The sequence below is a fragment of the Bradyrhizobium sp. C-145 genome (assembly GCF_023375135.1).
GTDB classification, from domain to species: domain Bacteria; phylum Pseudomonadota; class Alphaproteobacteria; order Rhizobiales; family Xanthobacteraceae; genus Bradyrhizobium; species Bradyrhizobium zhanjiangense.
The window spans coordinates 5,916,508-5,940,261 of the sequence record NZ_CP088150.1; the positions used below are offsets into that span (position 1 = coordinate 5,916,508).

Here is a 23,754-nt window from a genome sequence, read left to right on the forward strand (position 1 = left end):
CTATCCTTCTCTCATTCCGCAGCGACGCCTGAGGACGTCGCTGCAGCCTGTGCCAGCTGACGCAAGGCGAAACGCTTCAACTTGCCGGTCTCGGTCTTCGGCAATTGCGTCACGAATTCGATCGCGCGCGGATATTTGTACGGCGCGATCTCGCGTTTGACATGTTCCTGCAACTCGGCCACGAGCTGCGCGTCGGGCGTCACACCGGGCGCGGCGACGACATAGGCCTTCACGATCATGCCGCGTGCCTCGTCCGGCGCACCGACGACCCCGCACTCGACGACGGACGGATGCGTGAGCAGCGCTGCCTCGACATCCGTGCCTGCGATGTTGTAGCCGGCCGAGACGATCATGTCGTCGGAGCGCGACTGGTACCAGAAATAGCCGTCGCTATCCATCAGATAGGTGTCGCCGGTGATGTTCCAGCCGTTCTCGACGTATTTCCGCTGCCGCTCGTCGGCGAGATAGCGGCAGCCGGTCGGCCCCCGTACCGCTAGTCGGCCCATCGTCCCCGGCGGCACGTCGTTGCCGGCATCGTCGACGATCTTGGCCTCATAGCCCGGCACCGGCTTGCCGGTTGCGCCGGGACGGATCTCGTCCTCGGTCGCGCTGATGAAGATGTGCAGCAGTTCGGTCGAACCGATGCCGTCCATCAGCTTGATGCCGGTGGCCTTCAGCCAGGCCTCGAATGTCGGCTTGGGCAGCGTCTCGCCCGCGGAGACGCATTTGCGAAGCGAGGAGATGTCACGGCCGGCGAGCTTGCCGAGCATGGCCCGGTATGCGGTCGGCGCCGTGAAGCAGACCGTGGTCTTGTACTGCTCGATCGCGTTCAGAATGTCGTCCGGCGTCGTCTTCTCCAGCACCACGAACGAGGCGCCAATATGCATCGGAAACAACACACCGCCGAAGCCGAAGGTGAAGGCGAGCGGGGCCGAGCCGACGAAGCGATCCTTCTGCTCGGCCCGCAAGATGTTGCGCGCATAGCCGTCACAGACCGCCAGCATGTCCCGATGGAAATGCATGGTGCCTTTGGGATCGCCTGTCGTGCCCGACGTGAAGGCGATTAGGCAGACGTCGTCGGACGCGGTATCGACAGCCCTGAACTCCGGGCTCGCATCCGCGATCAGCGCTTCGAGCGAATCGGGGGCGCCGTTGCCCCAATAGACCACGTGCTTGAAGCCCGGCGCCGCGGCTTTGGCCTTCTCCATCTCCTCGGAGAGCTTTCCATCGCACAGCGCTAGCGTGATCTCCGCCTTCTGGATCGGATATGACAGCTCCTTAGCCCGCAAGAGCGGCATGGTCGCCACGACGATGCCGCCGGCCTTGATGACTGCGAGATAGGTCGCGACCATCATCGGATTGTTGGCCGAGCGCAGCAGCACGCGCCCGCCGGTCACGAGACCCAGCTTGCCGACCAGCACATTGGCGATGCGGTTCACCAGGGCTTGCAGCTCGCGATAGGTGTAGCTGACCGCAGGACTGATGACGCAAGGCGCATCGCCGTGGCCTTGCTCGACCCAGCGATCGAGGAAATAGCTGACGCAGTTCAATCGCGTTGGGTAGCGCAGCTCCGGCCGCGTGAAGATGAATTCGGGCCAGAGCTCGCGCGGCGGCAGATGTTGCCGCGCGAACGTATCGACATGGGCCGTCGCAGTATTGCCGTCACACGAGCCCGGAACCTTGGCGGCGTTGGCCATCGCACGCTCCTTTCAGCATGGATTGCACCCGGCAGCACGATCTGGAAAACATTTTAGGCTTAAAACAATTTGGCGCAATAGCGGATTTTGGGCATTCCTTGCTTTTTCCTGCGGCAAATGGGTTCGGCGGCCCGCCCCGCCCGCCTGCTTACGGCCGGCGGCGCGCGGCCGATTTCTGCGCCGACGCCTTGGTCCTGGCCAGGAGCCGCATCAATTCGCGCACATCCTTCGGCGTCAGATCGGCGAAGAGGTCGGCAATCCAGGTTTCGTGTTCCGCAGCCATCCTGCGAAACTCGGCACGGCCGAGCTTTGTGAGGCGGATCACCTGGACGCGGCGGTCGGTCTCCGAGGTGCGCCGGTCGAGATGACCGGATTCCACCAGCCGCTCGACGAGGCCGGTGACGTTGCCGTTCGACACCATCATGCGCTTGGAGACATCGGATAGCGTCATGCCGTCCGGCGCCTTGTCGAGCTGCGCCATCAGGTCAAACCGGGGCAAAGTGACGTCGAACCGCTGCCGCAGCCGGCCGCGGACTTCCCCTTCGATGAGGGTCGTGCAGGTCAACAGCCGCAGCCACAGCCGAAGCTCTTCGGCATGATCCTCCGGCGTTTCGACGGCCTTGGTCTCGGAATCGAGCATGTTGATGCAGTCACTCACGGCCGGCATTGGCGCCGGCACGGATTTCCTAACGTTTTGAGCTTCAAATAAATCGGGGCCGGCTGCAAGTCCAAAGCTGCAACAATCGACCGTACGTCAATTTCTTTAGGCTTCAAATAATTGGCGCGCCGCTTGCATGCGCCGCTGCCCACAGGATGCGACGCCTCGAGCTCGGCTTGCCGCGGCGGCCATCATCGGCATAAGCTTGGATTGGAGTACGCGGCTTGCAGCGCAAGCCGATCGTCACGAGGGACAGATCATGAAGACGCAAATGACCTTGGCCGCAGCCGCTATGCTGCTCGGCACCGCGATGAGCCCTGCCCTCGCCCAGGAGAAAATCAAGCTGGGTGTGGTCGTGACCCTGTCGGGGCCAGCCGCCGCGCTGGGCCAGCAAGTCCGCGACGGCTTTGCGCTCGCAGTGAAGGATCTCGGCGGCAAAATGGGCGGCCGCGATGTCGAGGTGATCGTCGCAGATGACGAATTGAAGCCGGATGCGGCGGTGACGAAGGTCAAGGGCTTGCTCGAGCGCGACAAGGTCGACTTCGTGGTCGGCCCGATCTTCTCCAACATCCTCCAGGCGATCCACCGGCCCATCACAGAATCGAAAACCTTCCTGATCAGCCCCAATGCCGGTCCGTCGACGTTTGCCGGCAAGGACTGCAACCCGTTCTTCTATGTGACCTCCTACCAGAACGATCAGGTGCACGAGATCCTCGGCAAGGTTGCGCAGGATCGCGGCTACAAGCGCATGTACCTGATGGTCCCGAACTATCAAGCCGGCAAGGATTCGGTGGCGGGCTTCAAGCTCGACTACAAGGGCGAGATCGTCGAGGAATCCTACATGCCGCTGAACACGCTTGACTTCCAGCCGGAGCTTTCCAAGATCTCGTCGCAGAAGCCCGATGCGCTGTTCACGTTCATGCCGGGCGGCCTCGGCGTTAACCTCGTCAAGCAATACCGGCAGGCAGGACTGGCCGACAGCATTCCGGTGCTCTCGGCGTTCACGGTGGATGAATCGACCTTGCCGGCGCAGCAGGACGCGGCCGTCGGTATGTTCGGCGGCGCGAACTGGGCGCCCAATCTGGATAATCCGCAGAACAAGAAGTTCGTTGCCGCCTATGAGGCCGCCTATAACAGCGTGCCCGGCACCTACGCCTTCCAGGCCTATGACGCCGCGATGCTGATCGACAGCGCGGTCACGGCGGTCAAGGGCGATCTCTCCAACAAGGACCCCGTCGCCGCCGCTTTGAAGAAAGCCGACTTCACCTCGCTGCGCGGCGCCTTCAAGTTCAACACCAACGGCTATCCGATCCAGAATTTTTACCTGACCAAGGTCGCCAAGCGTCCGGACGGCAAGTTCCAGACCGAGATCGTGCAGAAGGTTTTCGAGAATTACGGCGACCGCTATGCCAAGGACTGCAAGGCGGCGAACTAAGGCCGTGTATCGCGTTAAGGGAGGACCGCAATGAAGAGCGAAATCACCGGCATCACCCGGGCCAATGAGGGCATCCAGGGCATCTCCTGGAACATCCTCGGCCAGACCTATGTGCCGAAAAGCTACGCCGAGAACAGTTTCTCCTGGCATGCGACACTGCCGCCGGGCACGTTCGTGCCGCCGCATATTCACCCTGACCAGGATGAGTATCTCTACATGCTGGAAGGCAAGCTCGATTTCATGCTCGGCAATTCCGAGGCGCAGGCGACCGCGGGCGACCTGATCCGCCTCGGCATGGGCGTGCCGCACGGCATCTTCAATAAGTCGGAGCAGACCGCAAAGGTGCTGTTCTGGGTTTCGCCGAGCCGCAAGCTGTTCGACCTGTTCTGGGGCCTTCACAACATGAAGGAGCAGAAGCCCGAGGACGTGGTGGCGATGGCCGCCGAGTTCAACATCCACTTCCTGCCGCCGCCGCCCGGCAGCTAGCTAAAGTGGGATGAAGTTAGGCTCGTTCGGTGGCTGGGGCTCCACCTCTCCCAGCGGGGAAAGGTGATCTGAGTTCCGGGCTAGCGCCGATTCCCTCAATCTCATCCCGCTCTACCGCCGACTTCAGCGCGCACCGCCGCAAGTCCCGGCACTGCGGCAAAGCCTGCCTTGGTGGCATAGCCGCGCACGATGGCTTCGCGCTGGGAATAGCTCAGGACGTTGTCGACATTGTCGAAGCCATCAGGCGCGAGCTGCTCGACGGCGTCGATGACGCCTTCGGGGCCACCGCGCCGGTTGGAGCGGACGATCTCGGCCGTCATCGGCAGACGCTTCTTCTCGTATTCGAGCAGCGCCTGACGCGGGTGCTCGGCGCGCACCAGCACGTCGGCAAGGCAGCGCGCATCGAGGATCGCCTGCGAGGCGCCATTGGAGCCGACCGGATACATCGGATGCGCGGCATCGCCGAGCAGCGTGACGCGCCCGGACGACCAATAGGGCAAGGGATCGCGGTCGCAGGTCGGATATTCGTAGAATTCGGGCGTCGCCGAGATCAGGCTCTTCACGTCGATATAGGGCACCGAGAAGCGCGCGACATGCGGCATCAGCTCCTCGCGGCGGCCCGGCCGCGACCAATCTTCTTTCCGCGGTGGAGGTGCATTGCCTTCGCCCACTTTGACCAGCACCGCCCAATTGGTCAGACGGCTCGCCGGACTCGATCCTTCCGCGATCGGATAGATCACCACCTTGGCGTTGAGACCGCCGGCCACGATCATCGATTTGCCGGTGAGGAACAGCGGCCAATCGCGGGCGCCGCGCCACAGCATCAGGCCATTCCAGCACGGCGGCCCCTCGTTCGGGAACAGTGTCTCGCGGACGCGCGAATGGATGCCGTCGGCGCCGATCAGGATATCGCCGCGCGCGGTGTGGACATGCGCGCCGACGCGATCGAAGAAATAGGCCGTGACGCCGCCCTCGTCCTGCGTGAACGCACCCAGCCGGCAGCCGGTGTGAATCGCTTGCTGCCCGAGCCGTTCCTCGACGGCGCGATGGATGACGCCCTGAAGGCGCCCACGATGGATCGAGAATTGCGGCACGTCGTGGCCGGCGTCGATGCCGCGAGCTTCGCGCCAGACCTCCTGGCCGTGGCGATTGAGGTAATAGAGCTGATCAGTGCGGATCGCGACCTCGTCGAGCTTCTGCAACAGGCCAAGCCCGGCCAACTCGCGCATGGCATGCGGCAGCGTGTTGATCCCGACGCCGAGCTCGCGAATGGTGTCGGCCTGCTCGAAGATCTCACAATCCAGGCCGCGCGAGCGCAACATCAATGCCGTGGTGAGACCACCGATACCGCCACCGACGATAATCGCCTTCATCGCCCTTACTCCACTCGAAACACAGGCAATGGGTTAAGGTCGCACGGGCGGTCACTCCGCCGCAAGCGGCTTTGTCGCCTCCGCCTTCAGCTCGGCCCGGGTCTTGGGCTTAGCCTTAATTCTCAGCTCCTCGAAGTCCTGCCGGTCGCGGACGCTGTTACGGAAAATCTGATCCTTTCCGGGCAGATATTGCGGCGGGCAGAAAGCGTCGTTTGCCCCATACCAAGCCGCCGCCTTCATGGTGAAGAACGGGTCGACAAGATGCGGACGGCCGAGCGCGACGAGATCCGCCCGGCCGGCGGCCAAGATGGTGTTGGCCTGGTCCGCCGTCGTGATGTTGCCGACGCACATGGTGGCCACCCGCGCCTCGTTGCGGACCTGGTCGGAGAACGGCGTCTGGAACATGCGGCCGTACACCGGCTGCGCATCGCGCACGGTCTGCCCGGTCGAGACGTCGACGAGATCGACACCCGCCTTGGCAAAGGCGCGCGCGACGGCGACGGCGTCATCGCCGGTGATGCCGCCCTCCGCCCAATCAGTCGCAGAGATACGCACCGACATCGGCTTGTGCGACGGCCACACCGCCCGCAATGCCTCGAAGATCTCGAGCGGAAACCGCAGCCGGTTTTCGAGCGAGCCGCCATAATCGTCGGTGCGGGTGTTGGTGAGCGGCGAGATGAAGCTCGCGAGCAGATAGCCGTGGGCGCAGTGCAATTCGAGCATGTCGAAGCCGCAGCGCTCGCCGCGCTCGGCCGCCGCGACGAAAGCGTCCCTCACCGCGTTCATGCCGGCGCGATCGAGCTCGCGCGGCACCTGGCTATCGGGGAAATAGGGCAGCGGCGATGCCGAAAAGACCTCCCAACCGCCCTGCTCCAGCGGCCGGTCCATGCCGTCCCACATCAATTTGGTAGCGCCCTTGCGGCCGGCGTGGCCCAGTTGCAGGCAGATTTTCGCGGCCGAATTGCCGTGGACGAAATCCACGATGCGTCGCCACGCGGCTTCCTGCTCGTCGGTCCAGAGACCGGCGCAGCCGGGCGTGATCCGGGCATCGCGGCTGACGCAGGCCATCTCGGTGAAGATCAGCCCGGCGCCGCCGATCGCGCGCGATCCGTAATGCACCAGGTGGAAGTCTGTCGGCACTCCCTCCTGCGCCGAATACATGCACATCGGCGACATCACCGCGCGATTGGCCAGCTCCATCTCGCGCAAGCGGAACGGCTGGAACAGCGGCACCATCGGCCGGTCGGTGTCGACATCGAAGCCGCTGCTGCGCACCTGCTTGGCGAACGACTTGTCGACCTCGGCCACGAAATCCGGCGCGCGGAGCTTGAGATTGTCGTAGGTGATCGCCTTCGAGCGCGTCATCACGCCGAAGGCGAACTGCACGGGGTCAAAATCCCAGAAGCGGTCGACATGCTCGAACCAGACCAGCGAGACGTCGGCGGCATGCTGCGTCTTCTCGACCTCCTCGCGGCGGCCGTTCTCATAGACCTCCAGTGCCGCCGCGATGCTGGGCGCCTTCTCCATCGCTTCGGCCAGCGCGATGGCGTCCTCCATCGCAAGCTTGGTGCCCGAGCCGATCGAGAAATGCGCGCTCGCCTTGGCATCGCCAAGCAGGACCATATTGTCCTTGACCCAGCGCTTGCTGCGGATCATGGGGAAGTTGCGCCACATCGAGCGGTTGGTCAGCAGCTTGTGCCCATCGAGGAACCAGCCGAAGATGTCCGCCATCCGCGCGGCGGACTGAGCCTCGTCCAGCCCCGTCAGCCCCGCCCGCGCGAACGTCTCGGGATCAGTCTCGAAGATCCAGGTCGAATGCCCGGCCTCATACTGATAGGCATGGGCGATGAAGGGCCCCCACTCGGTTTCCTGGAAGATGAAAGTGAAGGCATCGAGCGGCCTGGTCGAGCCCATCCAGGCGAACTTGTTGGAGCGAACGTCGACCTCGGGCTGGAAATGATCGATGTATTTCTCGCGGAAGCGGCTGTTGATACCGTCCGCAAGAAGGACGAGGTCGGCGTCGGCGAAGCGGGATTCGTCGTCGATATCCACTTCGAAATGCAGGGAGACGCCCAGCTCGCGTGCCCGCTCCTGAAGGATCAGCAGCAGCTTCTGCCGTGAGCAGCCGCAAAAGCCGTTGCCACCGACCCGGTGCACCGTGCCGCGGAAATGCACGGCAATGTCGTCCCAATAGGCGAATTCCTGAGTGATGCGGCGGTAGCTCGGAAGATCGTGCTTCTCGAAATTGTCCAGCGTGGCGTCCGAGAACACCACGCCGAAGCCGAACGTGTCATCGGCCCGATTGCGCTCATAGACGGTGACTTCGGCGCCGGGGCGCTGCTTCTTGAGCAGGATCGCAGCGTAGAGACCCGCAGGTCCGCCACCGATGATCGCGACTTTCATGGGAGCCTCGCCAATTCACCTGGTCACGAAAACTATTTTAAGCCTAAAATAATTTTGCGCAAGTCCCCCGTTGCTGGTCTGCCCCTAAAGGTGATCGTCCTAGTCGCCCCTGAAAACCGGCTTGACCTTGTTGGCGAACGCCTCGAAGGCGCGCTCGAAATCCGCCGTCGTCATGCACAGCGCCTGGGCAACGGCCTCGGCCTCGATCGCCTCCTCCACCGACATCGCCCATTCCATCGCCAACATCCGCTTGGTCATGGTGTTGGCGAAGGTCGGTCCTTCTGCGACCTGCTTGGCCAGCAATTGCGCTTGGGGCAGCACCTGCTCGGGCGTGACGAGGCGGCTGAAGAAGCCCCAGCGCTCGCCCTCCTCCGCGGTCATGAACCGGCCGGTGTAAAGTAGTTCGGAGGCGCGTGACTGACCGATGATCCGCGGCAGGATCGCGCAGGCGCCCATATCGCAGCCGGCGAGGCCAACCTTGTTGAACAGGAACGCCACCTTTGTGCCACTCGCCGCGAGGCGCATATCCGACGCCATGGCGATGATCGCCCCGGCGCCGGCGCAAATGCCCTCGACCGCAGCCACGATCGGCTGCGGGCAGGCCCGCATCGCCTTGACAAGGTCTCCGGTCATGCGTGTGAAGGCGGTCAGCCCCTTGGTATCCATCTTCACGAGCGGGCCGATGATCTCGAACACGTCGCCGCCAGACGAGAAATTGCCGCCGGCGCCGGTGACGACGATGGATTTGACCGCATCATCGAACGCGCAGGCGCGGAAGAAATCAGTCAGTTCCCGGTAGCTTTCGAAGGTGAGCGGATTCTTTCGGTCGGGGCGATTGAGCGTAACCGTCGCGACACCGTCGACCACGGCCAGCAGGAAGTGCTGCGGCGAGTAATCTGCAAGCGGTATGGTGACGGGATTGGCTGGTCTGCTCATGCTATCTCCTTAGCTTCCTTGTTCCGCGCCTGCGCCACACACACGCTAGATTTCACCACCGGCAACCGCGATCGCCTGTCCGGTGATCGCGCCAGCGCCCTCACCGCATAGCCACAGCACGGCATCGGCCACCTCTTGAGGCGTGATCAGTCTTCCTTGCGGATTATGTTTCGCGAGTTCGGCGATCGCCTGCTCGCGGGTTCGGCCGGTCTTCGTCATGATGTTTTCGATGCTGCCGGCGACCAGATCGGTGTCGGTGAAGCCGGGACATACCGCATTCACCGTCACATTGCTCCCAGCCATCTCGAGAGCGAGCGAACGCACGAGGCCGACCACGGCGTGCTTGGCCGCAGCGTAGGCGCTGACATAGGCATAGCCCTTGAGCCCGGCCGTGGACGCAACTGCGACAATGCGGCCATAGGGACGGTCTTTCATGCCCGGCAGCACAGCGCGGATGGCATGGACCACGCCCATGAAATTGACATCCATCATGCGGCTGAAGAGGGCGCTGTCCGATTTCGCGAATGGCGCCGATTCAGCGCTGCCTGCGTTGGCAATCAGGATGTCGATCGGCTTGCGCGCACTCGCCTCAAGGACGGCCGCCTTCAACGACGCTTCATCAACGACGTCGGCAACGGCCGCGAAATGCGCGGCGCCTGCGTTGACGGCCTCTGCAAGAGGCGCTGCATTCCGACCGAGCACCGTCACGGTCGCGCCAGCACCGACAAGCGAAGCCGCGATAGCGCGGCCGATGCCGCGACCACCACCGGTCACCAGCGCGTGCGGCGAATGCGGCAATCCGGACATGCGCTCGCTCCCTGAGATCCTGATCGTTCCTCGATATATTTTAACCTTCAAATTTTTGCAACGAAAGCGCCGATCGACAGCAGGAACGGCCGCATGGCGACCGGCCCGAAAATTGCTTTAAGTATAAAATTATCCCTTCCCATCGCCCGCGAGCCTGTTAGCATCAAAGAGCCAAGCAAAAGGATTGCCGCGTGTCGCAGCCTGCGCCAATGATAACAAAGGACGGACGCTTCGCCTACGAAGCCGCGGGCGATCCGGGCGCGACACCTTTGATTTTCCTGCACGGCATTGGCGGCGCGGCGCGAGCCTGGCGGCACCAGCTCGCCACATTCGGCAACCGCTTCCGCGCGATCGCATGGGACATGCCGGGTTATGGTGGATCGGCGCCGCTCGCCAGCGTCAGCATCGCTGCCCTGGCAGATGCGCTCCAGCAATTCATCGAGCAGCTCGGCGCAAGCAAGCCCATTCTGGTCGGCCATTCGATCGGCGGCATGATCGTCCAGAAATGGCTGGTGCAGTCGCCGAAACTGGCGCGCGCAGTCGTCCTGGCGCAAACCAGTCCGGCCTTCGGCAAGGCCGACGGCGATTGGCAGAGATCCTTCATCGCGGCGCGGCTCGGGCCGCTCGACCGCGGGGAGACAATGACGTCGCTGGCGCCTTCGCTGGTGAAGGAGCTGGTCGGCGACGATCCTGATCCAAAGGGGATGGAGCTCGCCCGCGAATGCATGGCAAGCGTGCCCGAGGCCAGCTATCGCGCCACGATGCTGGCTCTCATCGGCTTCGATCAGCGCAGCACGCTCAGGGATATTTCCGTCCCGACACTGCTGCTGTCCGGCTCGAAGGACAACAACGCGCCCGCACCGATGATGGCGAAGACGGCGACCTTTATTCCGGGAGCTGAATATGTCGAGCTCGCTGGCGTGGGCCATCTCGCCAATCTCGAACGCCCCGATGCCTTCAACGAAGCGCTCGGCCGGTTCCTGAACTCTCTCGCGACCAAAGCGTAAGGTGACTGCGCCATGACCATGCAAGTCGGCAAGAATATCGGCGCAAGCGACAAGGCCGTGCTCGATGCGCCGATCTTCGATCCCGTCGCATACCGCCTGGGTGACGAGCAGGCCGGCATCATTGCGCGCGCCCGCGAGATCGGCCAGAGCGTGTTCGCCGGCCGCGCCGCGACCTATGATCGCGAGGCGACCTTCCCGACCGAGAATTATCGCGATCTGCACCGCACCGGCCTGCTCGGCATTGCCGTCCCCAAGAAGCACGGCGGCCTCGGCGCGAACTACCAGACCTATGCCTTGGCGGCGGCCGAGATCGGCCGCTATTGCGGCGCGACGGCGCTGACCTGGAACATGCATGTGTGCTCGACGCTGTGGTCGGGCCCGCTGGCCGACGATCTCGACATGGACGCGCAGACTCGTGCCGAGCACGAGCGGCGGCGCGCGGTCCACTACAAGCGCATCGTCGAGGACGGCGCGATCTACTCGCAGCCCTTCTCCGAAGGCGGCGCGGCGGCGGCAGGCGGTGTCGCTTTCGGCACGGAAGCAAGGCCAGTCGAGGGCGGCTGGATCGTCAACGGCAAAAAGATCTTTGCATCGCTCTCCGGCCATGCCGACTATTACGGCGTGCTCTGCACCGAGATCGAGGAAGGCCGCAAGGCTTCGCGCCGCAATACACTTTATCTGGCCATCCCCGCCAAATCGGAAGGCGTCTCGGTCGTCGGCGACTGGGATCCACTCGGCATGCGCGGCACCGTCTCGCGGACGCTGCTGTTCAAGGACGTGTTCGTGCCGGAGGATTCCGCGCTGATGCCGCGCGGCGTCTATTTCCAGGCCGCGATGCGCTGGCCGCACATGTTCCTGACGCTGTCGCCGACCTATATGGGCCTCGCGCAAGCCGCTTATGATTTCACCGTGCGTTATTTGCGCGGCGAGGTGCCGGGCATGCCGCCGGTCAAGCGCCGGATGTACCCGACCAAGCAGATCGCGGTCGCGCAGATGCAAATCAAGCTCGAGCAGATCAAAGCGATCTGGTTCCAGGCTGTGACCGAAGCCCGCGCCAATCCGAGCAAGGAACAGGTTCTGCGCGCCTACGCCGCACAATATTCGGTAATGGAGGGCGCCAATGAGCTCGCCGCGCTCGCGATCCGCACCTGCGGCGGTCAGGCCATGCTGCGGTCGCTGCCGCTGGAGCGGATCTATCGCGACAGCCGCTGCGGCTCGCTGATGCTGCCCTGGACCGCCGAGCTCTGCCTCGACCGGATCGGACGCGAGGCGCTGTACGAGGCCGGCGAGACGGACGACTGACGGTGGACCTCTGTAGCCTGATCGACCGCAACGCGGCGTTCGCGCCAGACAAGACGGCCATTGCCTTCGAAGGCGAACGGCTGAGCTATGCCGCATTCGCCGCACGCATCGAACGGACCGCAACCGCCTTGAAGCAGGAACTCGGCGTCGGCCGCGGCGACCGTGTCGCGGTCCTGAGCCTGAACCGGCCGGACTACCTCGTTCTGCTCTACGCTTGTGCGCGGCTCGGCACGATGCTGGTGCCGCTGAACTGGCGGCTGGCGGTCGCCGAGCAGCTGTTCATTCTGAGCGATGCCGGCGCCAAAGTCCTGGTGCTCGAGCAGGCATTTGAGGGAGTGCTTGCCGAGCTTGGGCGGACTGCGCCGGGGACATCTGTCGTCGGCCTCGACTTCGCGCCGCCTCGCGGCACGACATTCGAAGGTCTGCTGGCTCGCAGCCATGGCAGCGACCGCAACCCGCACACCGACCTCTCCTGCCCGCTCCTCATCGTCTACACGTCAGGAACGACGGGTCGGCCGAAGGGCGCGGTGCTGCGGCAAGAGGCGCTGTTCTGGAACGGCGTCATGAGCCAGCACATGCACAACATGACGTCGGACGACCACGTGCTGACCGTGTTGCCGTTCTTTCATGTCGGCGGCCTCAATATCCAGACCACGCCCGCGCTGCAGTTGGGCGCAACCGTCACGATCCACGCCCGCTTCATACCGGATACGGCGCTTGCGGCGATCGAACGCGAGCGGCCGACGCTGACCGTGATGGTGCCGGCGATCATCCAAGCCGTGAGCGAGCATCCCGCCTGGGCGACGGCCGATCTCTCGTCACTCAAGGCCGTCGCCACAGGCTCGACCATCGTACCGCCGCACTTGATCGACCGCTTCACCGCGCGGGGCGTTCCCGTGCTTCAGGTCTACGGCTCCACTGAAACCTGCCCTATCGCGGTCTACACCCGCCTCGGCGGCGATCTGTCGCGTGTGGGATCGACTGGACTCGCCGGCTTGTGTTGTGAGGCAAAAGTGGTCGATCAGGCCGGTGCCGAGGTGCCGGCTGGCACACCGGGCGAAATCGCCGTGCGCGGCGCCAACGTGTTTTTCGAATATTGGGGCAATGCGGACGCCACGCGCGAAGCGCTACAGGACGGCTGGTATCGCACCGGAGATATCGGCCTGTGCGACGCGGACGGCTATTTCTGGGTGCGCGACCGCAAGAAGAACCTGATCATTTCCGGCGGCGAGAATGTCTACCCAGCGGAAGTCGAGCGCGTCCTGCTCGAACATCCCGACGTCAGCGAATGCGCCGTGATCGGCCGGCCGGACCCGCGCTGGGACGAAGTCCCCATCGCTTATGTGATCCGGCGATCCGGCTCGCATCTCGAAGCGGATGAGCTCAGTAAGCACATCCAGGCGCAGCTCGCGCGATTCAAAGTTCCACGCGATATCGTCTTCGTCACCGACTTGCCGCGCACGGCGCTGGGCAAGGTGCAGCATTTCCTGCTGAAGCAGCTCGATGCGCAATCGCGCACGCAAGGAGAAACATCTTGAAGATTGCGGTTCTGTGTGGGGGAAACGGCTCTTTCGCGGCCGCGGGCGATTTTGCGCTGTCGGGGCATGAGGTCCGGCTGTGGCGCCGCGACGCGGATCAGGTCGCAGCGCATCGCGCTGCCGGCTCGCGCATCCTGGTTAAGGATCATAGCGGCCGCCACGACGTGAAGCTCGCGCTGATCACGGCCGACATCGCCGAAGCCGTCAACGGCGTCGAGCTGATCCTCTGCCCCGCCCCGGCCTTCGCACAGCCGGACATTGCCGGTCTGCTCGCCCCGCATCTGCGGGACGGCCAGGTCGTTTTTCTACCGCCGGCGACATTCGGCTCGATGATCTTCGCCCAAACGGCCCGAGATGCGGGCAACCATGCCAAGGCCAGCTTTGCCGAGACCGGAACCTTGCCCTGGCTGACCCGCAAGCATGGACCGTTCGAGGTCGCGATCACCATCCGCGCCAAGCGACTGCCGGTCGGCGTGTTCCCGCTCGATCAGGCCGCGCATGCGCTCGAAGTCATTGGACGCGCTTTCCCGGGCGTGATCGAACCGTGCGGAGATGCGCTGTCCGGCGCGCTGATGAATGCAGGGCCTATCATCCATCCGCCGTTGATCGTGATGAACGCCGGCCCGATCGAACATTTCGAGCGCTGGGACATCCACAAGGAAGGCACGCAAGCCGCGATCCGCCGGGTCACCGACGCGCTCGACGCGGAACGCATCGCGGTGCGCGAGGCGCTCGGTTACGGCGCGCCGCATTTCCCGCTCGCTCATCACTACGCGAAGGAAGGCGAGATCTGGATGTATGGCCGTGGCTCGCACGACCGACTGACCGATTCCGGCGACTGGCGCGAACGGATCGTGCTGACCGAGCACCGCTACATGCGCGAGGATCTGCGGCTCGGACTGTCTTTGCTGGTCTCCGTCGCCGGCCTGGCTGGCGTGGCCACACCGCTGGCCAAAGCGTTCCTGGCGATCGGCGGCGCGGTCTGTGGCGAGGATTTTGCGCGAGGGGGCCGAACGCTCGAGACGCTGGGCCTCGGCGACCTCAGAAAAGCTGAATTGCAGACGCTGCTTCGCAATGGATTCTGATCGATGACCAATCGCGTCAACATTGCCTGTCTCGGGGCCGGCCGCATGGGACGCGGTATCGCCGTCGCATTCGCCTATGCGGGGCACAGGGTCACGATGATCGACATCAAGGCGCGCTCCGCGGACGATTTCGCCAAGCTGGAGACGGACGCGCTCGGCGAAGTCAGGAAGACCTTTGCCAGCCTGTCGAAGCTGGGGCTATTGACCGAGGCGGACGTCGATCCGCTCATCGCGCGGGTCTCGGTGGTGGCGGCCGGCGAGAGCGGTGCAGCGCTATCCGAGGCCGGTATGGTCTTCGAGGGCGTTCCTGAGGTCGTCGAGCTCAAGCGGGAGGTGCTGGCGGCCGCCTCAAGGCAAGTCGGCCCGGACACGATCATTGCATCGACGACGTCGACCATCCTCGTCGACGATCTGTCCGGCGCGATCGTGAACCCTCGCCGCTTCCTCAACGTGCATTGGCTCAATCCGGCCTATCTGATCCCGCTGGTCGAGGTTTCGCCCGGCAAGATCACCGATCCCGCCATCATCGACGAGGTCAAGGCGCTGCTCGAAGGCATTGGCAAAGTACCGGTGGTCTGCGCAGCGACGCCGGGCTTCATCGTCCCGCGCATCCAGGCGCTGGCGATGAACGAGGCGGCTCGGATGGTCGAGGAAGGCGTTGCCAGCGCGGAAGAAATCGACAAGGCGATCCGCTACGGCTTCGGCTTCCGCTACGCCGTGCTCGGCCTGCTCGAATTCATCGACTGGGGCGGCGGCGACATCCTTTACTATGCGAGCCGATATCTCGAGGGCGCACTCGGCAGCGACCGCTATCGGGCGCCAGAGGTGATTTCGCGCAACATGAGCGAGGGACGGATCGGCCTGCGGACGGGCACGGGCTTCCTCGACTATTCCGGCCTCGATGTCGATGCCTATCGTGTCGAGCGACTCAAAGCCATGGTCGACCTGCTCCGCCACTTTGGCCTGGCGCGGCCGCCGGTGGTCGATCGCGGCTAGCCGAAGACGTCCTGGAGCACACCTTCGCGGACGACGGCAATGCCGTCGAGTTCGATGGTAGTTCCCATCATTGGCAGGTCGAAATGACCCGCCGTGTAGCGGCCTGCGAACTCGTTCGCACCGGTCGAGAACAGGAAGTTGCCGGACACAGCGCGAAGCTCCGTGCCGTTGGTATCGCGCTGGTCGTACATCGAGAGCGCCTCGTACCGCGCGCCGGGATTCATGCCAAAACCGACATGCGAGACCGCATAGGCTTCCCGATCGCCCCAGGCGGCGAGATAGCTGCGCATCATCGCGGCATCCGTGCCTTCGCCTTCCAGCTCGATGACATAATCGTCCTTCAGCGTCATCTTTACCGGCGACGTTAGGTACCGCTTGAAGGTGAGATTGATGTCGCCCGGCGCCATCACCAGCGTACCGTTCACTGTTGCGCTCTTGGGAAAGCTGACGACGATTCCACCGGGCCAATGCGCCAGCGTGCCGGGTTTGTCGGTCCAGCCCCATACGCCGACCGTGGAGGCTCCGATCATGTCTACGTCGAGCGCCGTTCCTGCTTTTGAGGTGACCCGCATCCGCTTGGTCCCGCGCAGCATTTTTGCCGCGGCACGAACACGCTTCTCGAGCGCGGGATCTGGCACCATCCGCTCCAGCGCCTCGGGATGCTCGTTCGAAATCACCAGAATGCGCGCGCCGGCTTTGAGAATTTCGGGTGTCTCCACCGCGTGCATCAGGCCCTCGATAGTGCAATCCACCACAAAGCCGGCCTGCTGAAGCGCGCTGATCACCGGCCCCAGCCGCTGGATCGCCTCGCTCGCCCCGGTCGAGCGAACCGGAACGACATGACGGTTACGCGATGTCGGCATCACCACATGAAACGGTCGCGCTCCCATCCGCAGCAGCGCGAGCTCCGCCAGATGCACGTTCAACGCACGCGACTGGGTTTCCGAGAGGATCGCCGCGGTATCGCCGGCCTTGACGGCGCATCGTTCAAAGATCTCGCAAAATGCGTCGATCCATTTTGCCTCGATGCGATCAGCCAGCATGGTTCACTCCCTGTCTTCAGAATTCTTATTTGCTTGTTACGCTTCGGGGAAGCCCCGGAGCAGATACGATCGCACGGCCCCCAGCAAGCCGTTCAGGATCAAACCCAGCAGCGAGATCGTGATCAACGGGACGAACATGTCCACGGCCTGAAAGGTTCGGGCCGCCGTCACGAGCGCATGACCCAGTCCATCCGTCGATGTGATCATCTCGGCCAGAAACACCACGATGCAGGAAATGACAAGACCGATCCGGCAGCCGGTCAGGATCGACGGCATCGCCGCCGGCAGCACGACCTTGAACAGGATTTCATAGCGCGGCGTTCCCGCCGCCATGGCCGACCAGATCAGCTTCTGCTCGACGGTCGACGCGCCGTAGTAGGTGGACAACAGAATTGGGAAGAGAGCATCGGCGGCCACCAATGTGATCTTCGACCCGTGGCCGAAGCCGAGCAGCAGCAGCAATGCTGGATAGAGAGCGACCTTGGGCAACGGCGCCAATACGCGCACGATCGGCCGAACCGCGGCGTTGATCGCGAGATTGGCGGCGGCGGCGATGCCGATACTGACACCCAGCACGACCGCAATCGCGAACCCGGCAAACAGCCGGATCAGGGTGGCCGTGATCTCCTGCTGAAACGTCCACGTCACGAGTTGCTGGAACAACCGGCTGAAGACGTAGCCTGGAGGCGGCAGCAAAATCGCGGGTGCGAAGCCGAATGACACCAAGCCTTGCCACAACGCGACAACCAGCACGATCGGGGCAATGCCAAGAACGACGTTTGGGGCGAGAAAGCGCGACATCATGAGAAGCTCAGCGGCATGTCGAACTGAGGCTCGGACCAGCGCACAAGGCGGGCACGAATCCTTTCGAAAATCGCGTCGAGGCAGATTCCCATTGCCCCCACGATGATGATCATTGCAAAGACGGTGTCATATTGGCCCATGTCGAGCGCGTTGAACAGGATGTTCCCGGCGCCGGACTGGCGGGCGATCATCTCGCTGGTGATCATCGTGATCAGCGCCAGCACCAATCCCGTGCGGCAGCCCGTCAGAATTTCCGGCAGTGCCGCGGGCAACACGATGCGCACCAGGCGTTGCGCCGGAGAAAGCCCCATCGCGGCGCCTGACCACAGCATCTTCTCTTCCACAGCCTTTGCGCCTTCGAAGCTGTGATAAATCACTGGCAGGCTGACGCCGAGGAAGATCACCAACGTCTTCGTGATGTCGCCAACGCCCAGCCACAGCATGATGATCGGCATCAACGCCGCCTTCGGCACCGGATAGATCACCATCAGAAGCGGATTGAAGAAGGCTGCGACAGCGCGGCTGCGTCCCATTAGGAGACCAAGTGGAATCGACACAAGCACGGCCACGCCAAACCCGATCGCCATGCGGCGGAGCGAGGCCAGAATGTTGATCAGGGATTCCTTATCGCCAAGAATATCCGGGATCGCGCGGATCGCTTCGATCGCCGTCGGAAAACTGTCGTTCTTCAGCGCGAGTGACGCGACCTGCCACACCGCCAGCAATCCGATGCAGGCGAGCACCGGGGCAGCGCGCTTGACTATGGTAGCCGACGACATCATGCGGGCGCGCCGGCTCCGTCGCTCTCATCGAACATGCGCTCGATATCGACGACGTATTTCTGGTACCGTGGATCGAGCAATAGCTCGTTGCGGCGGCGCGGCCGCGGCAAATCAATGTCGATGACCTGCCGGATGCGGCCGGGCGATTTCGACATCATCACGACCTTATCGGAGAGGAAGACAGCCTCATCGACCGAGTGGGTGACGAACAACACCGTCTTGCGATCACGCTCCCAGATGTTCAAGAGATCGTTCTGCAAGCGGGTCCGGGTATGCGCGTCGAGCGCACCGAACGGTTCGTCCATCAACAGGACTTCGGGATGGTAGGCGAGCGTTCGCGCCAGCGCGACGCGCTGCTTCATGCCGCCCGACAGCTCCTTAGGATAGAAGTTCTCGTAGCCCTTGAGGCCGACCATTTCGATCAAGGCCCGGCTCTGCGCTTCAGCCTCAGCGGTGCGCACGCCTTGCTGGCGCGGGCCGTAGATCACGTTGCCGAGCACGGTCTTCCAGGGGAATAATGCGAATTCCTGAAACACGGGTCCGCGATCTGGACCAGGCCCCGTGATCGCCTGCCCCTTCATCTTCGCCGCGCCGCTGGTCGGGCTGACGAAGCCTCCGACGATGTAGAGCAGGGTCGACTTGCCACAGCCGGAGGGACCGAGGATTGAGACAAATGCGCCCTCGTCGATCGTGAGCGAGATGTCCGATAACGCCACATGATCCTTGCGCGCCGAGGTTTGAAAAACCTGCGAGACGCGGTCGATCTGAATGATCGCAGAAGCCCGGTTTTGTGACATCACCGGTTTCACCCATTCACTCGATCTCGAAGGCACTGCCGTCATCCCGTCGCTCGCCTCACTTGCGCGTAAACATTACTCGACGAACCTGCCGAACGTTCACCTTCAGCGGCACGAGCTTAGCAAGAAACCTGCCAGACAGAGATCGTTTTCGCACCCGGCGGTGCGTCATTCGAACCAGGGCCATTCCGCCGGCCCTTCATGCGTGACAGCTCCACCCGGTGCCTGGCCAACCAATCGCGCATATTTCGCCAGCGCGCCGGCACGATGACGCGGCGGGCAAGGCTTCCAATCGCGTCGGCGCGCCGCAAGTTCCTGCTCTTCGACCAGCAGATCCATCCGCCGGTTTGCGGCATCAATCCGGATCCTGTCGCCGTCACGAACAAGCGCCACTGGACCGCCAACAAACGCCTCAGGAGAGACGTAGCCGATGCACATGCCGCGGGTCGCGCCAGAAAACCGTCCGTCGGTGATGAGGGCTACTTTCTCGCCCATGCCTTGCCCGTAGATCAGTGCGGTGACCCCAAGCATCTCGCGCATGCCGGGGCCGCCGACCGGCCCTTCATTGCGGATCACCAGCACCTCGCCCGCCTTGTAGCTGCGGTCACGAACCGCTTTGACGCAAGCCTCCTCGTCTTCAAAAACACGCGCCACGCCCTCGAAGAACTGGCTCTTCAATCCCGCAACCTTGATCACTGCGCCGTCGGGACAAAGATTGCCTTTCAGCACCGCCACGCCGCCATCGGGCATGATCGGCGCGCGGGCCGCGTAAACGACCTCACCATCGGGCGCGTTGGCTGCACCATATTCTTCGGCAAGCGTGCGGCCCGTGATGGTGATGCAGCTGCCATCGATATGCCCGCTCTGGATCAGTTCGCCGATCACCACGGCGGCGCCGCCAATATCGTAAACGTCCTTCGCCGTATATTTGCCTCCGGGCCGCAGATTCCCGATCAGCGGTGTCCCGGAAAAGATCTCGCCGACGTCATCGATGGTGAACGCGATGCCCGCCTCGTTCGCGATCGCAGGAAGATGCAGAGCGGCATTGGTCGAACCGCCTGTCGCAGCGACAATCGCGGCACCATTCTCCAGGGACTTTCGCGTCACGATGTCGCGCGGCAGCGGGCCGCCGCGTTCCAGCATCTCCATGATCAGGCGTCCGGCCCGGCGTGAAATCTGCGCGCGCTCGGCGTAGACACCTGGCACCATCGAGACGTTGGGGATGGTGAGGCCCATCGCCTCCGACACCATGCCCATGGTATTCGCAGTGAACTGGCCGGCGCACGCACCGATCGTCGGCAGACAGGCGCGCTCGATCCGCTCGAGCGTGGCGCCGTCGATCTCGCCGGTCATGAAGCTGCCGACGGCCTCATAGGAGTCGAGCACCGTCAGGGTCCGCCCGTCCACGCGGCCGGGCAGCGAGCTGCCGCCGTAGATGAAAATGGATGGCACGTTGCAGCGAACCATGCCCATCATCACGCCGGGAAGCGTCTTGTCGCACCCGCCATATCCGATCAGGGCATCGTAAGCCAGACCATGGACGACCGCTTCGATGGAGTCGGCGATCAGCTCGCGCGAAAACAGGGAGAACTTCATCCCCTCATGATTCATGCTGATGCCGTCGGAAACCGACACGGTGGAGAATTCCCGCGGCGTGCCACCGGCCTCCTCGATTCCGGTCTTGGCCGCGGCGACCTGAAAGTCGTGGGTCATATTGCAGGGCGTTTGCTCGCCCTTCATGCTGACGACGCCGACCATCGGCTTGGCGATCGCGGCGTCGTCGAGACCCATTGCGCGCATGAACGCACGATGCGGGGCTCGATCGAGACCGTCTGTGGTGACCCGTGATCGCAACTTCTTCATACCTGCATCTTCTTCATGCTGCGTCCCGGATGATCCGGGACGCCACGATCCCCGTCCTCGGACAATTCGCCCGCTCGCTTATTGCAGCGGAGCGACGATGGTCGGATGCTTGAACTGTGAGACATCCAGTTTCGGCAGCATTCCTGTCTCTGCATAGATGTCCAGCATCTTCTGGATCGCGGGGAAATTCGGTGCCGCACCTGGATCGCGACCGAAATCATTGTCCTTGAGCAGATATGTTTCGAGCACTGGAACGGGCGCTTTCAGCACCTCGGACACGACCTTCAGGGTCTCTTCGCGGTTTGCCAGCACCTTCTTCATGCCCGACGTGATGTCGCGGACATAGGCCTTGACCAGTTCCGGGTTCTTGTCGACGAAATCGGCGCGGCAGGCTTCCAGGATGTGCACGATATTCGGCATCGCCTGCGACAGCGAGAACAGCTTTCGGGTGCCACCCTTTGCCTCTGCGCGCGCGGCAAACGGCTGGTTCATGTTGACCGCATCGACGCGGCCCTGCCGGAGCGCGTCTTCGGAGACGGCAAAGCCGACCTCGACCAGCTTGATATCCTTGGCCGGATCGACGCCATTCTGCTTCAGGAGCAGGTTGAATGGCCCCTGCGTGCCGCCGCCGATCACGGAAATGCCGACCGTCTTGCCCTTGAGATCGGCGATCGTCTTGATCGGCGAGTTATCCATGACAGCCCAATAGACGGAGAAGCCGCCGGGCTTCTCGAAGACGTGCTGCGCCACGATATAGGCCTTGAGATTGCCGCCGACCACGCCATTGGCGAGCGACAGCGGCGCCTGTGTCGCGCAATCCAGCGCCCCAGCTGCAAGTGCCTGCGTCATCGGCGCGGTGCCCTGAAACTGGGTCCATTCGATGTTGTAGGCCTTGCCGAGGTTGGGAAACTCAGCCGGGCGGCGCATCATCCAGTACTTGGATTCTTCGGCCGGGATCGTCCAGCCGACGCGGATGGTCTGCTGCGCCCGCAACGGGCCTGAGCCCACGATCACGGCCGCAACCGCGCTCAATGCCAGGATCCACCTCGAAACGGTTCGCATCTTGCCCACTCCGCTGCTCCGGCGCCGATGGGCGCCACCCAACCCGACCGGTCCAAATGTTTCATGGTTCAAACAATCAGGCAAGCCATGCATGCTCACCGGTGCAACCGGGCGATGCGCTATGTAAAGGTAAGACGGCGATGCTGCGGCGTTGCGCTGCGACAGAAGGAGGCAACCTATGGCTGATGCGAGCAGGACAAACCCGCAAGAGGTCGAAAGGCTCGGCTATATCGGCCTTGGGCTCATGGGCGCACCGATGACCCGGCGTCTGCTCAGGGCTGGCCATCAAGTCACCATCTGGAACCGATCGCAGGACAAGATGGCTCCGCTCGTCGAGGCCGGCGCAAGCCGCGCAGCCACATCCCGCGACGTGATGGCGAGCTCGGACATCGTCTTCATGTGCGTGACAGATGCCGCCGCCGTCGAAGAGGTGATCTTCGGGCACGAAGGTCTTTCATCGGCCCCCGGCGCCGGCAAACTTGTCGTCGACTTCTCGTCGATTCATCCTGACGCCGCACGAAGCCTTGCAACGCGACTGAAAGACGCGAACGGTACCGGCTGGATCGATGCGCCAGTGTCCGGGGGCACGAAGGGCGCTGAGGAAGGCACCCTTGCGATCATGGCTGGCGGAGAAGCGGCCGATATCGAGAGGGTGCGGCCCTATGCGCTGGCCATGGCGCGCAGGTTCACTCACATGGGCCCGATCGGCGCCGGCCAGACCACGAAGCTATGCAATCAGGTGATCGTCGGATGCGCGATGGCCGTCCTCGCCGAAGCAACGCGCCTTGCCGTGAACGCCGGAATTGACGCGAACCGATTGCCCGAGGCGCTCGCCGGCGGCTTCGCGGATTCCATCCCACTCCAGCTTTTCGTGCCGCGGATGGTTCAGGGAATTCACACCCCGCCGCTCGGGCACATCGCCACAATGCTCAAGGATCTCGATACGGTCGCCGATGTCGCACAGGCGACGTCGACGCCGGTGCCGATGGCCTCGCTTGCGGGGCAACTTTTCAGGCTGGCCAAGTCAGCGCGAGGCGCGGAAGCGGACGCGCTGGAGATCTACAAGCTTTCAGCGTCTGAGCGTCAAGCTATCTAGGATGGCAGTGCGTTACGGCGCCTTGTTGCGCTCATCGTCGGCCAGAAAGCGACCAAACGTCCCGTGCGCGAAGAGCAGCGGCTCCTTCACATTGTAGGTATAAGCCTCGACTGCGCCGAGAAAGATCACGTGGTCGCCGCCATAGTAGCGATTGACGGAGCGGCACTGGAAATTGGCGACGCTGTCTGCCAGCACCGGCGCACCGCCAAGCCCCGGCGCCCAATCGACGCCGGTGAACTTGTCGTCGGACGGTTTTGCGAATTTGTTCGCGAGTGCCTGTTGCGAAACGCCAAGCACGTTGACCGTGAAATGACTAGCGTTCTGGAATACGGTCAGACTGGAGGAATAGACAACGAGGCTCCACAGAACTAGCGGAGGATTCAGCGAGACCGAGGCGAACGAATTGCAGGTTAGGCCATAGGGCTTCCCGTCAGCAGCCGCGGCCGTGATGATCGTCACGCCCGTTGCGTAGGTCCCGAGCGCGTTGCGGAAATCGCGAGGATCGATCGACGAGCTGTCGCTCGCGAATTCGTTGGCTGGATCGGGAACGGCCGGCTGCTTCGGCAGATCATTCATCGGCCGGC

Annotated in this window: 21 protein-coding genes; 8 read left to right on the forward strand and 13 right to left on the reverse strand. The window is 63.3% G+C overall.

Annotation, left to right across the window (positions count from 1 at the left end):
• Positions 1–11: 11 nt before the first annotated feature.
• Together LRP30_RS27935 and LRP30_RS27940 are read right to left on the reverse strand one after the other, a co-directional pair.
• A complete protein-coding gene (locus tag LRP30_RS27935) occupies positions 12–1,697 on the reverse strand; it encodes a benzoate-CoA ligase family protein (protein WP_249756831.1) in 1,686 nt (561 codons plus the stop codon).
• Positions 1,698–1,845: 148 nt separating this feature from the next.
• Positions 1,846–2,364: a MarR family transcriptional regulator gene (locus tag LRP30_RS27940; protein ID WP_164934521.1), complete on the reverse strand. Its 519-nt coding sequence runs from the start codon at positions 2,362–2,364 to the stop codon at positions 1,846–1,848.
• Between the two features lie 250 nt (positions 2,365–2,614).
• On the opposite strand from LRP30_RS27940, the gene LRP30_RS27945 reads away from it, so the two are divergent.
• Both LRP30_RS27945 and LRP30_RS27950 read left to right on the forward strand, forming a co-directional pair.
• Positions 2,615–3,790 (forward strand): ABC transporter substrate-binding protein, encoded by a 1,176-nt coding sequence (locus LRP30_RS27945; RefSeq protein ID WP_128932573.1) that lies wholly within the window; start codon positions 2,615–2,617, stop codon positions 3,788–3,790.
• Positions 3,791–3,820: 30 nt separating this feature from the next.
• A complete protein-coding gene (locus tag LRP30_RS27950; RefSeq protein WP_128932572.1) occupies positions 3,821–4,276 on the forward strand; it encodes a cupin domain-containing protein in 456 nt (151 codons plus the stop codon).
• Between the two features lie 101 nt (positions 4,277–4,377).
• Here LRP30_RS27950 and LRP30_RS27955 read toward each other — a convergent pair whose 3' ends face one another.
• The 4 genes from LRP30_RS27955 to LRP30_RS27970 all read right to left on the reverse strand — a co-directional run bounded on the left by LRP30_RS27955 (position 4,378) and on the right by LRP30_RS27970 (position 9,795).
• A complete protein-coding gene (locus tag LRP30_RS27955) occupies positions 4,378–5,649 on the reverse strand; it encodes a flavin-dependent oxidoreductase (protein WP_128932571.1) in 1,272 nt (423 codons plus the stop codon).
• 51 nt (positions 5,650–5,700) lie between these two features.
• Positions 5,701–8,052 (reverse strand): bifunctional salicylyl-CoA 5-hydroxylase/oxidoreductase, encoded by a 2,352-nt coding sequence (locus LRP30_RS27960; protein ID WP_249756832.1) that lies wholly within the window; start codon positions 8,050–8,052, stop codon positions 5,701–5,703.
• 99 nt (positions 8,053–8,151) lie between these two features.
• On the reverse strand, positions 8,152–8,988 hold the full coding sequence (locus LRP30_RS27965; protein ID WP_128932569.1) for an enoyl-CoA hydratase family protein: 837 nt from the start codon (positions 8,986–8,988) through the stop codon (positions 8,152–8,154).
• A gap of 45 nt (positions 8,989–9,033) precedes the next feature.
• The gene (locus tag LRP30_RS27970) at positions 9,034–9,795 is read right to left on the reverse strand and encodes an SDR family oxidoreductase (protein WP_128932568.1); all 762 of its coding nucleotides are present in this window, start codon (positions 9,793–9,795) and stop codon (positions 9,034–9,036) included.
• Between the two features lie 191 nt (positions 9,796–9,986).
• Between LRP30_RS27970 and LRP30_RS27975 the strand changes: the two genes are divergently transcribed.
• Genes LRP30_RS27975 through LRP30_RS27995 form a run of 5 tightly spaced genes read left to right on the forward strand, consistent with a single transcriptional unit; the run spans position 9,987 to position 15,723 of the window.
• On the forward strand, positions 9,987–10,802 hold the full coding sequence (locus LRP30_RS27975) for an alpha/beta fold hydrolase (protein ID WP_128932567.1): 816 nt from the start codon (positions 9,987–9,989) through the stop codon (positions 10,800–10,802).
• A gap of 12 nt (positions 10,803–10,814) precedes the next feature.
• The gene (locus LRP30_RS27980) at positions 10,815–12,104 is read left to right on the forward strand and encodes an acyl-CoA dehydrogenase family protein (protein WP_128932566.1); all 1,290 of its coding nucleotides are present in this window, start codon (positions 10,815–10,817) and stop codon (positions 12,102–12,104) included.
• Positions 12,105–12,106: 2 nt separating this feature from the next.
• On the forward strand, positions 12,107–13,642 hold the full coding sequence (locus LRP30_RS27985; protein ID WP_128932565.1) for a long-chain-fatty-acid--CoA ligase: 1,536 nt from the start codon (positions 12,107–12,109) through the stop codon (positions 13,640–13,642).
• The gene (locus LRP30_RS27990; RefSeq protein WP_128932564.1) at positions 13,639–14,727 is read left to right on the forward strand and encodes an NAD/NADP-dependent octopine/nopaline dehydrogenase family protein; all 1,089 of its coding nucleotides are present in this window, start codon (positions 13,639–13,641) and stop codon (positions 14,725–14,727) included. The genes LRP30_RS27985 and LRP30_RS27990 overlap by 4 nt, the downstream gene beginning before the upstream one ends.
• A 3-nt stretch (positions 14,728–14,730) precedes the next feature.
• Positions 14,731–15,723: a 3-hydroxybutyryl-CoA dehydrogenase gene (locus tag LRP30_RS27995; protein WP_128932563.1), complete on the forward strand. Its 993-nt coding sequence runs from the start codon at positions 14,731–14,733 to the stop codon at positions 15,721–15,723.
• Here LRP30_RS27995 and LRP30_RS28000 read toward each other — a convergent pair.
• From LRP30_RS28000 to LRP30_RS28025, 6 genes are all read right to left on the reverse strand, one after another.
• Entirely contained in the window at positions 15,720–16,766 is a 1,047-nt protein-coding gene (locus LRP30_RS28000; protein ID WP_128932562.1) for a peptidase M29, read from the reverse strand. The two genes, LRP30_RS27995 and LRP30_RS28000, sit on opposite strands and share 4 nt — an antisense overlap.
• A gap of 36 nt (positions 16,767–16,802) precedes the next feature.
• The gene (locus LRP30_RS28005; RefSeq protein ID WP_128932561.1) at positions 16,803–17,570 is read right to left on the reverse strand and encodes an ABC transporter permease subunit; all 768 of its coding nucleotides are present in this window, start codon (positions 17,568–17,570) and stop codon (positions 16,803–16,805) included.
• Complete coding sequence (locus LRP30_RS28010) at positions 17,567–18,352, reverse strand: ABC transporter permease (RefSeq protein ID WP_128932560.1); 786 nt, start codon at positions 18,350–18,352, stop codon at positions 17,567–17,569. The genes LRP30_RS28005 and LRP30_RS28010 overlap by 4 nt, the downstream gene beginning before the upstream one ends.
• Positions 18,349–19,149 (reverse strand): ABC transporter ATP-binding protein, encoded by an 801-nt coding sequence (locus LRP30_RS28015; RefSeq protein ID WP_245473563.1) that lies wholly within the window; start codon positions 19,147–19,149, stop codon positions 18,349–18,351. Before LRP30_RS28015 ends, LRP30_RS28010 begins: the two co-directional genes overlap by 4 nt.
• A 168-nt stretch (positions 19,150–19,317) precedes the next feature.
• Entirely contained in the window at positions 19,318–21,012 is a 1,695-nt protein-coding gene (gene ilvD / locus LRP30_RS28020; protein ID WP_128932558.1) for a dihydroxy-acid dehydratase, read from the reverse strand.
• Between the two features lie 78 nt (positions 21,013–21,090).
• The gene (locus tag LRP30_RS28025) at positions 21,091–22,074 is read right to left on the reverse strand and encodes an ABC transporter substrate-binding protein (protein ID WP_128938925.1); all 984 of its coding nucleotides are present in this window, start codon (positions 22,072–22,074) and stop codon (positions 21,091–21,093) included.
• Between the two features lie 178 nt (positions 22,075–22,252).
• Between LRP30_RS28025 and LRP30_RS28030 the strand changes: the two genes are divergently transcribed.
• Positions 22,253–23,170 (forward strand): NAD(P)-dependent oxidoreductase, encoded by a 918-nt coding sequence (locus tag LRP30_RS28030; protein WP_128932557.1) that lies wholly within the window; start codon positions 22,253–22,255, stop codon positions 23,168–23,170.
• Between the two features lie 12 nt (positions 23,171–23,182).
• Here LRP30_RS28030 and LRP30_RS28035 read toward each other — a convergent pair whose 3' ends face one another.
• Positions 23,183–23,746 (reverse strand): flavin reductase family protein, encoded by a 564-nt coding sequence (locus LRP30_RS28035; RefSeq protein WP_128932556.1) that lies wholly within the window; start codon positions 23,744–23,746, stop codon positions 23,183–23,185.
• Between the last annotated feature and the right edge of the window lie 8 nt (positions 23,747–23,754).

What these genes read in the sequence shown, in the direction of transcription:
- LRP30_RS27935 (WP_249756831.1), bottom strand. Translation starts at nt 1,697, where the DNA reads ATGGCCAACGCCGCCAAGGTTCCGGGCTCGTGTGACGGCAATACTGCG.
- LRP30_RS27940 (WP_164934521.1), bottom strand. Translation starts at nt 2,364, where the DNA reads ATGCCGGCCGTGAGTGACTGCATCAACATGCTCGATTCCGAGACCAAG.
- LRP30_RS27945 (WP_128932573.1), top strand. Translation starts at nt 2,615, where the DNA reads ATGAAGACGCAAATGACCTTGGCCGCAGCCGCTATGCTGCTCGGCACC.
- LRP30_RS27950 (WP_128932572.1), top strand. Translation starts at nt 3,821, where the DNA reads ATGAAGAGCGAAATCACCGGCATCACCCGGGCCAATGAGGGCATCCAG.
- LRP30_RS27955 (WP_128932571.1), bottom strand. Translation starts at nt 5,649, where the DNA reads ATGAAGGCGATTATCGTCGGTGGCGGTATCGGTGGTCTCACCACGGCA.
- LRP30_RS27960 (WP_249756832.1), bottom strand. Translation starts at nt 8,052, where the DNA reads ATGAAAGTCGCGATCATCGGTGGCGGACCTGCGGGTCTCTACGCTGCG.
- LRP30_RS27965 (WP_128932569.1), bottom strand. Translation starts at nt 8,988, where the DNA reads ATGAGCAGACCAGCCAATCCCGTCACCATACCGCTTGCAGATTACTCG.
- LRP30_RS27970 (WP_128932568.1), bottom strand. Translation starts at nt 9,795, where the DNA reads ATGTCCGGATTGCCGCATTCGCCGCACGCGCTGGTGACCGGTGGTGGT.
- LRP30_RS27980 (WP_128932566.1), top strand. Translation starts at nt 10,815, where the DNA reads ATGACCATGCAAGTCGGCAAGAATATCGGCGCAAGCGACAAGGCCGTG.
- LRP30_RS27995 (WP_128932563.1), top strand. Translation starts at nt 14,731, where the DNA reads ATGACCAATCGCGTCAACATTGCCTGTCTCGGGGCCGGCCGCATGGGA.
- LRP30_RS28000 (WP_128932562.1), bottom strand. Translation starts at nt 16,766, where the DNA reads ATGCTGGCTGATCGCATCGAGGCAAAATGGATCGACGCATTTTGCGAG.
- LRP30_RS28005 (WP_128932561.1), bottom strand. Translation starts at nt 17,570, where the DNA reads ATGATGTCGCGCTTTCTCGCCCCAAACGTCGTTCTTGGCATTGCCCCG.
- LRP30_RS28010 (WP_128932560.1), bottom strand. Translation starts at nt 18,352, where the DNA reads ATGATGTCGTCGGCTACCATAGTCAAGCGCGCTGCCCCGGTGCTCGCC.
- LRP30_RS28015 (WP_245473563.1), bottom strand. Translation starts at nt 19,149, where the DNA reads ATGTCACAAAACCGGGCTTCTGCGATCATTCAGATCGACCGCGTCTCG.
- ilvD (WP_128932558.1), bottom strand. Translation starts at nt 21,012, where the DNA reads ATGAAGAAGTTGCGATCACGGGTCACCACAGACGGTCTCGATCGAGCC.
- LRP30_RS28025 (WP_128938925.1), bottom strand. Translation starts at nt 22,074, where the DNA reads ATGCGAACCGTTTCGAGGTGGATCCTGGCATTGAGCGCGGTTGCGGCC.
- LRP30_RS28030 (WP_128932557.1), top strand. Translation starts at nt 22,253, where the DNA reads ATGGCTGATGCGAGCAGGACAAACCCGCAAGAGGTCGAAAGGCTCGGC.
- LRP30_RS28035 (WP_128932556.1), bottom strand. Translation starts at nt 23,746, where the DNA reads ATGAATGATCTGCCGAAGCAGCCGGCCGTTCCCGATCCAGCCAACGAA.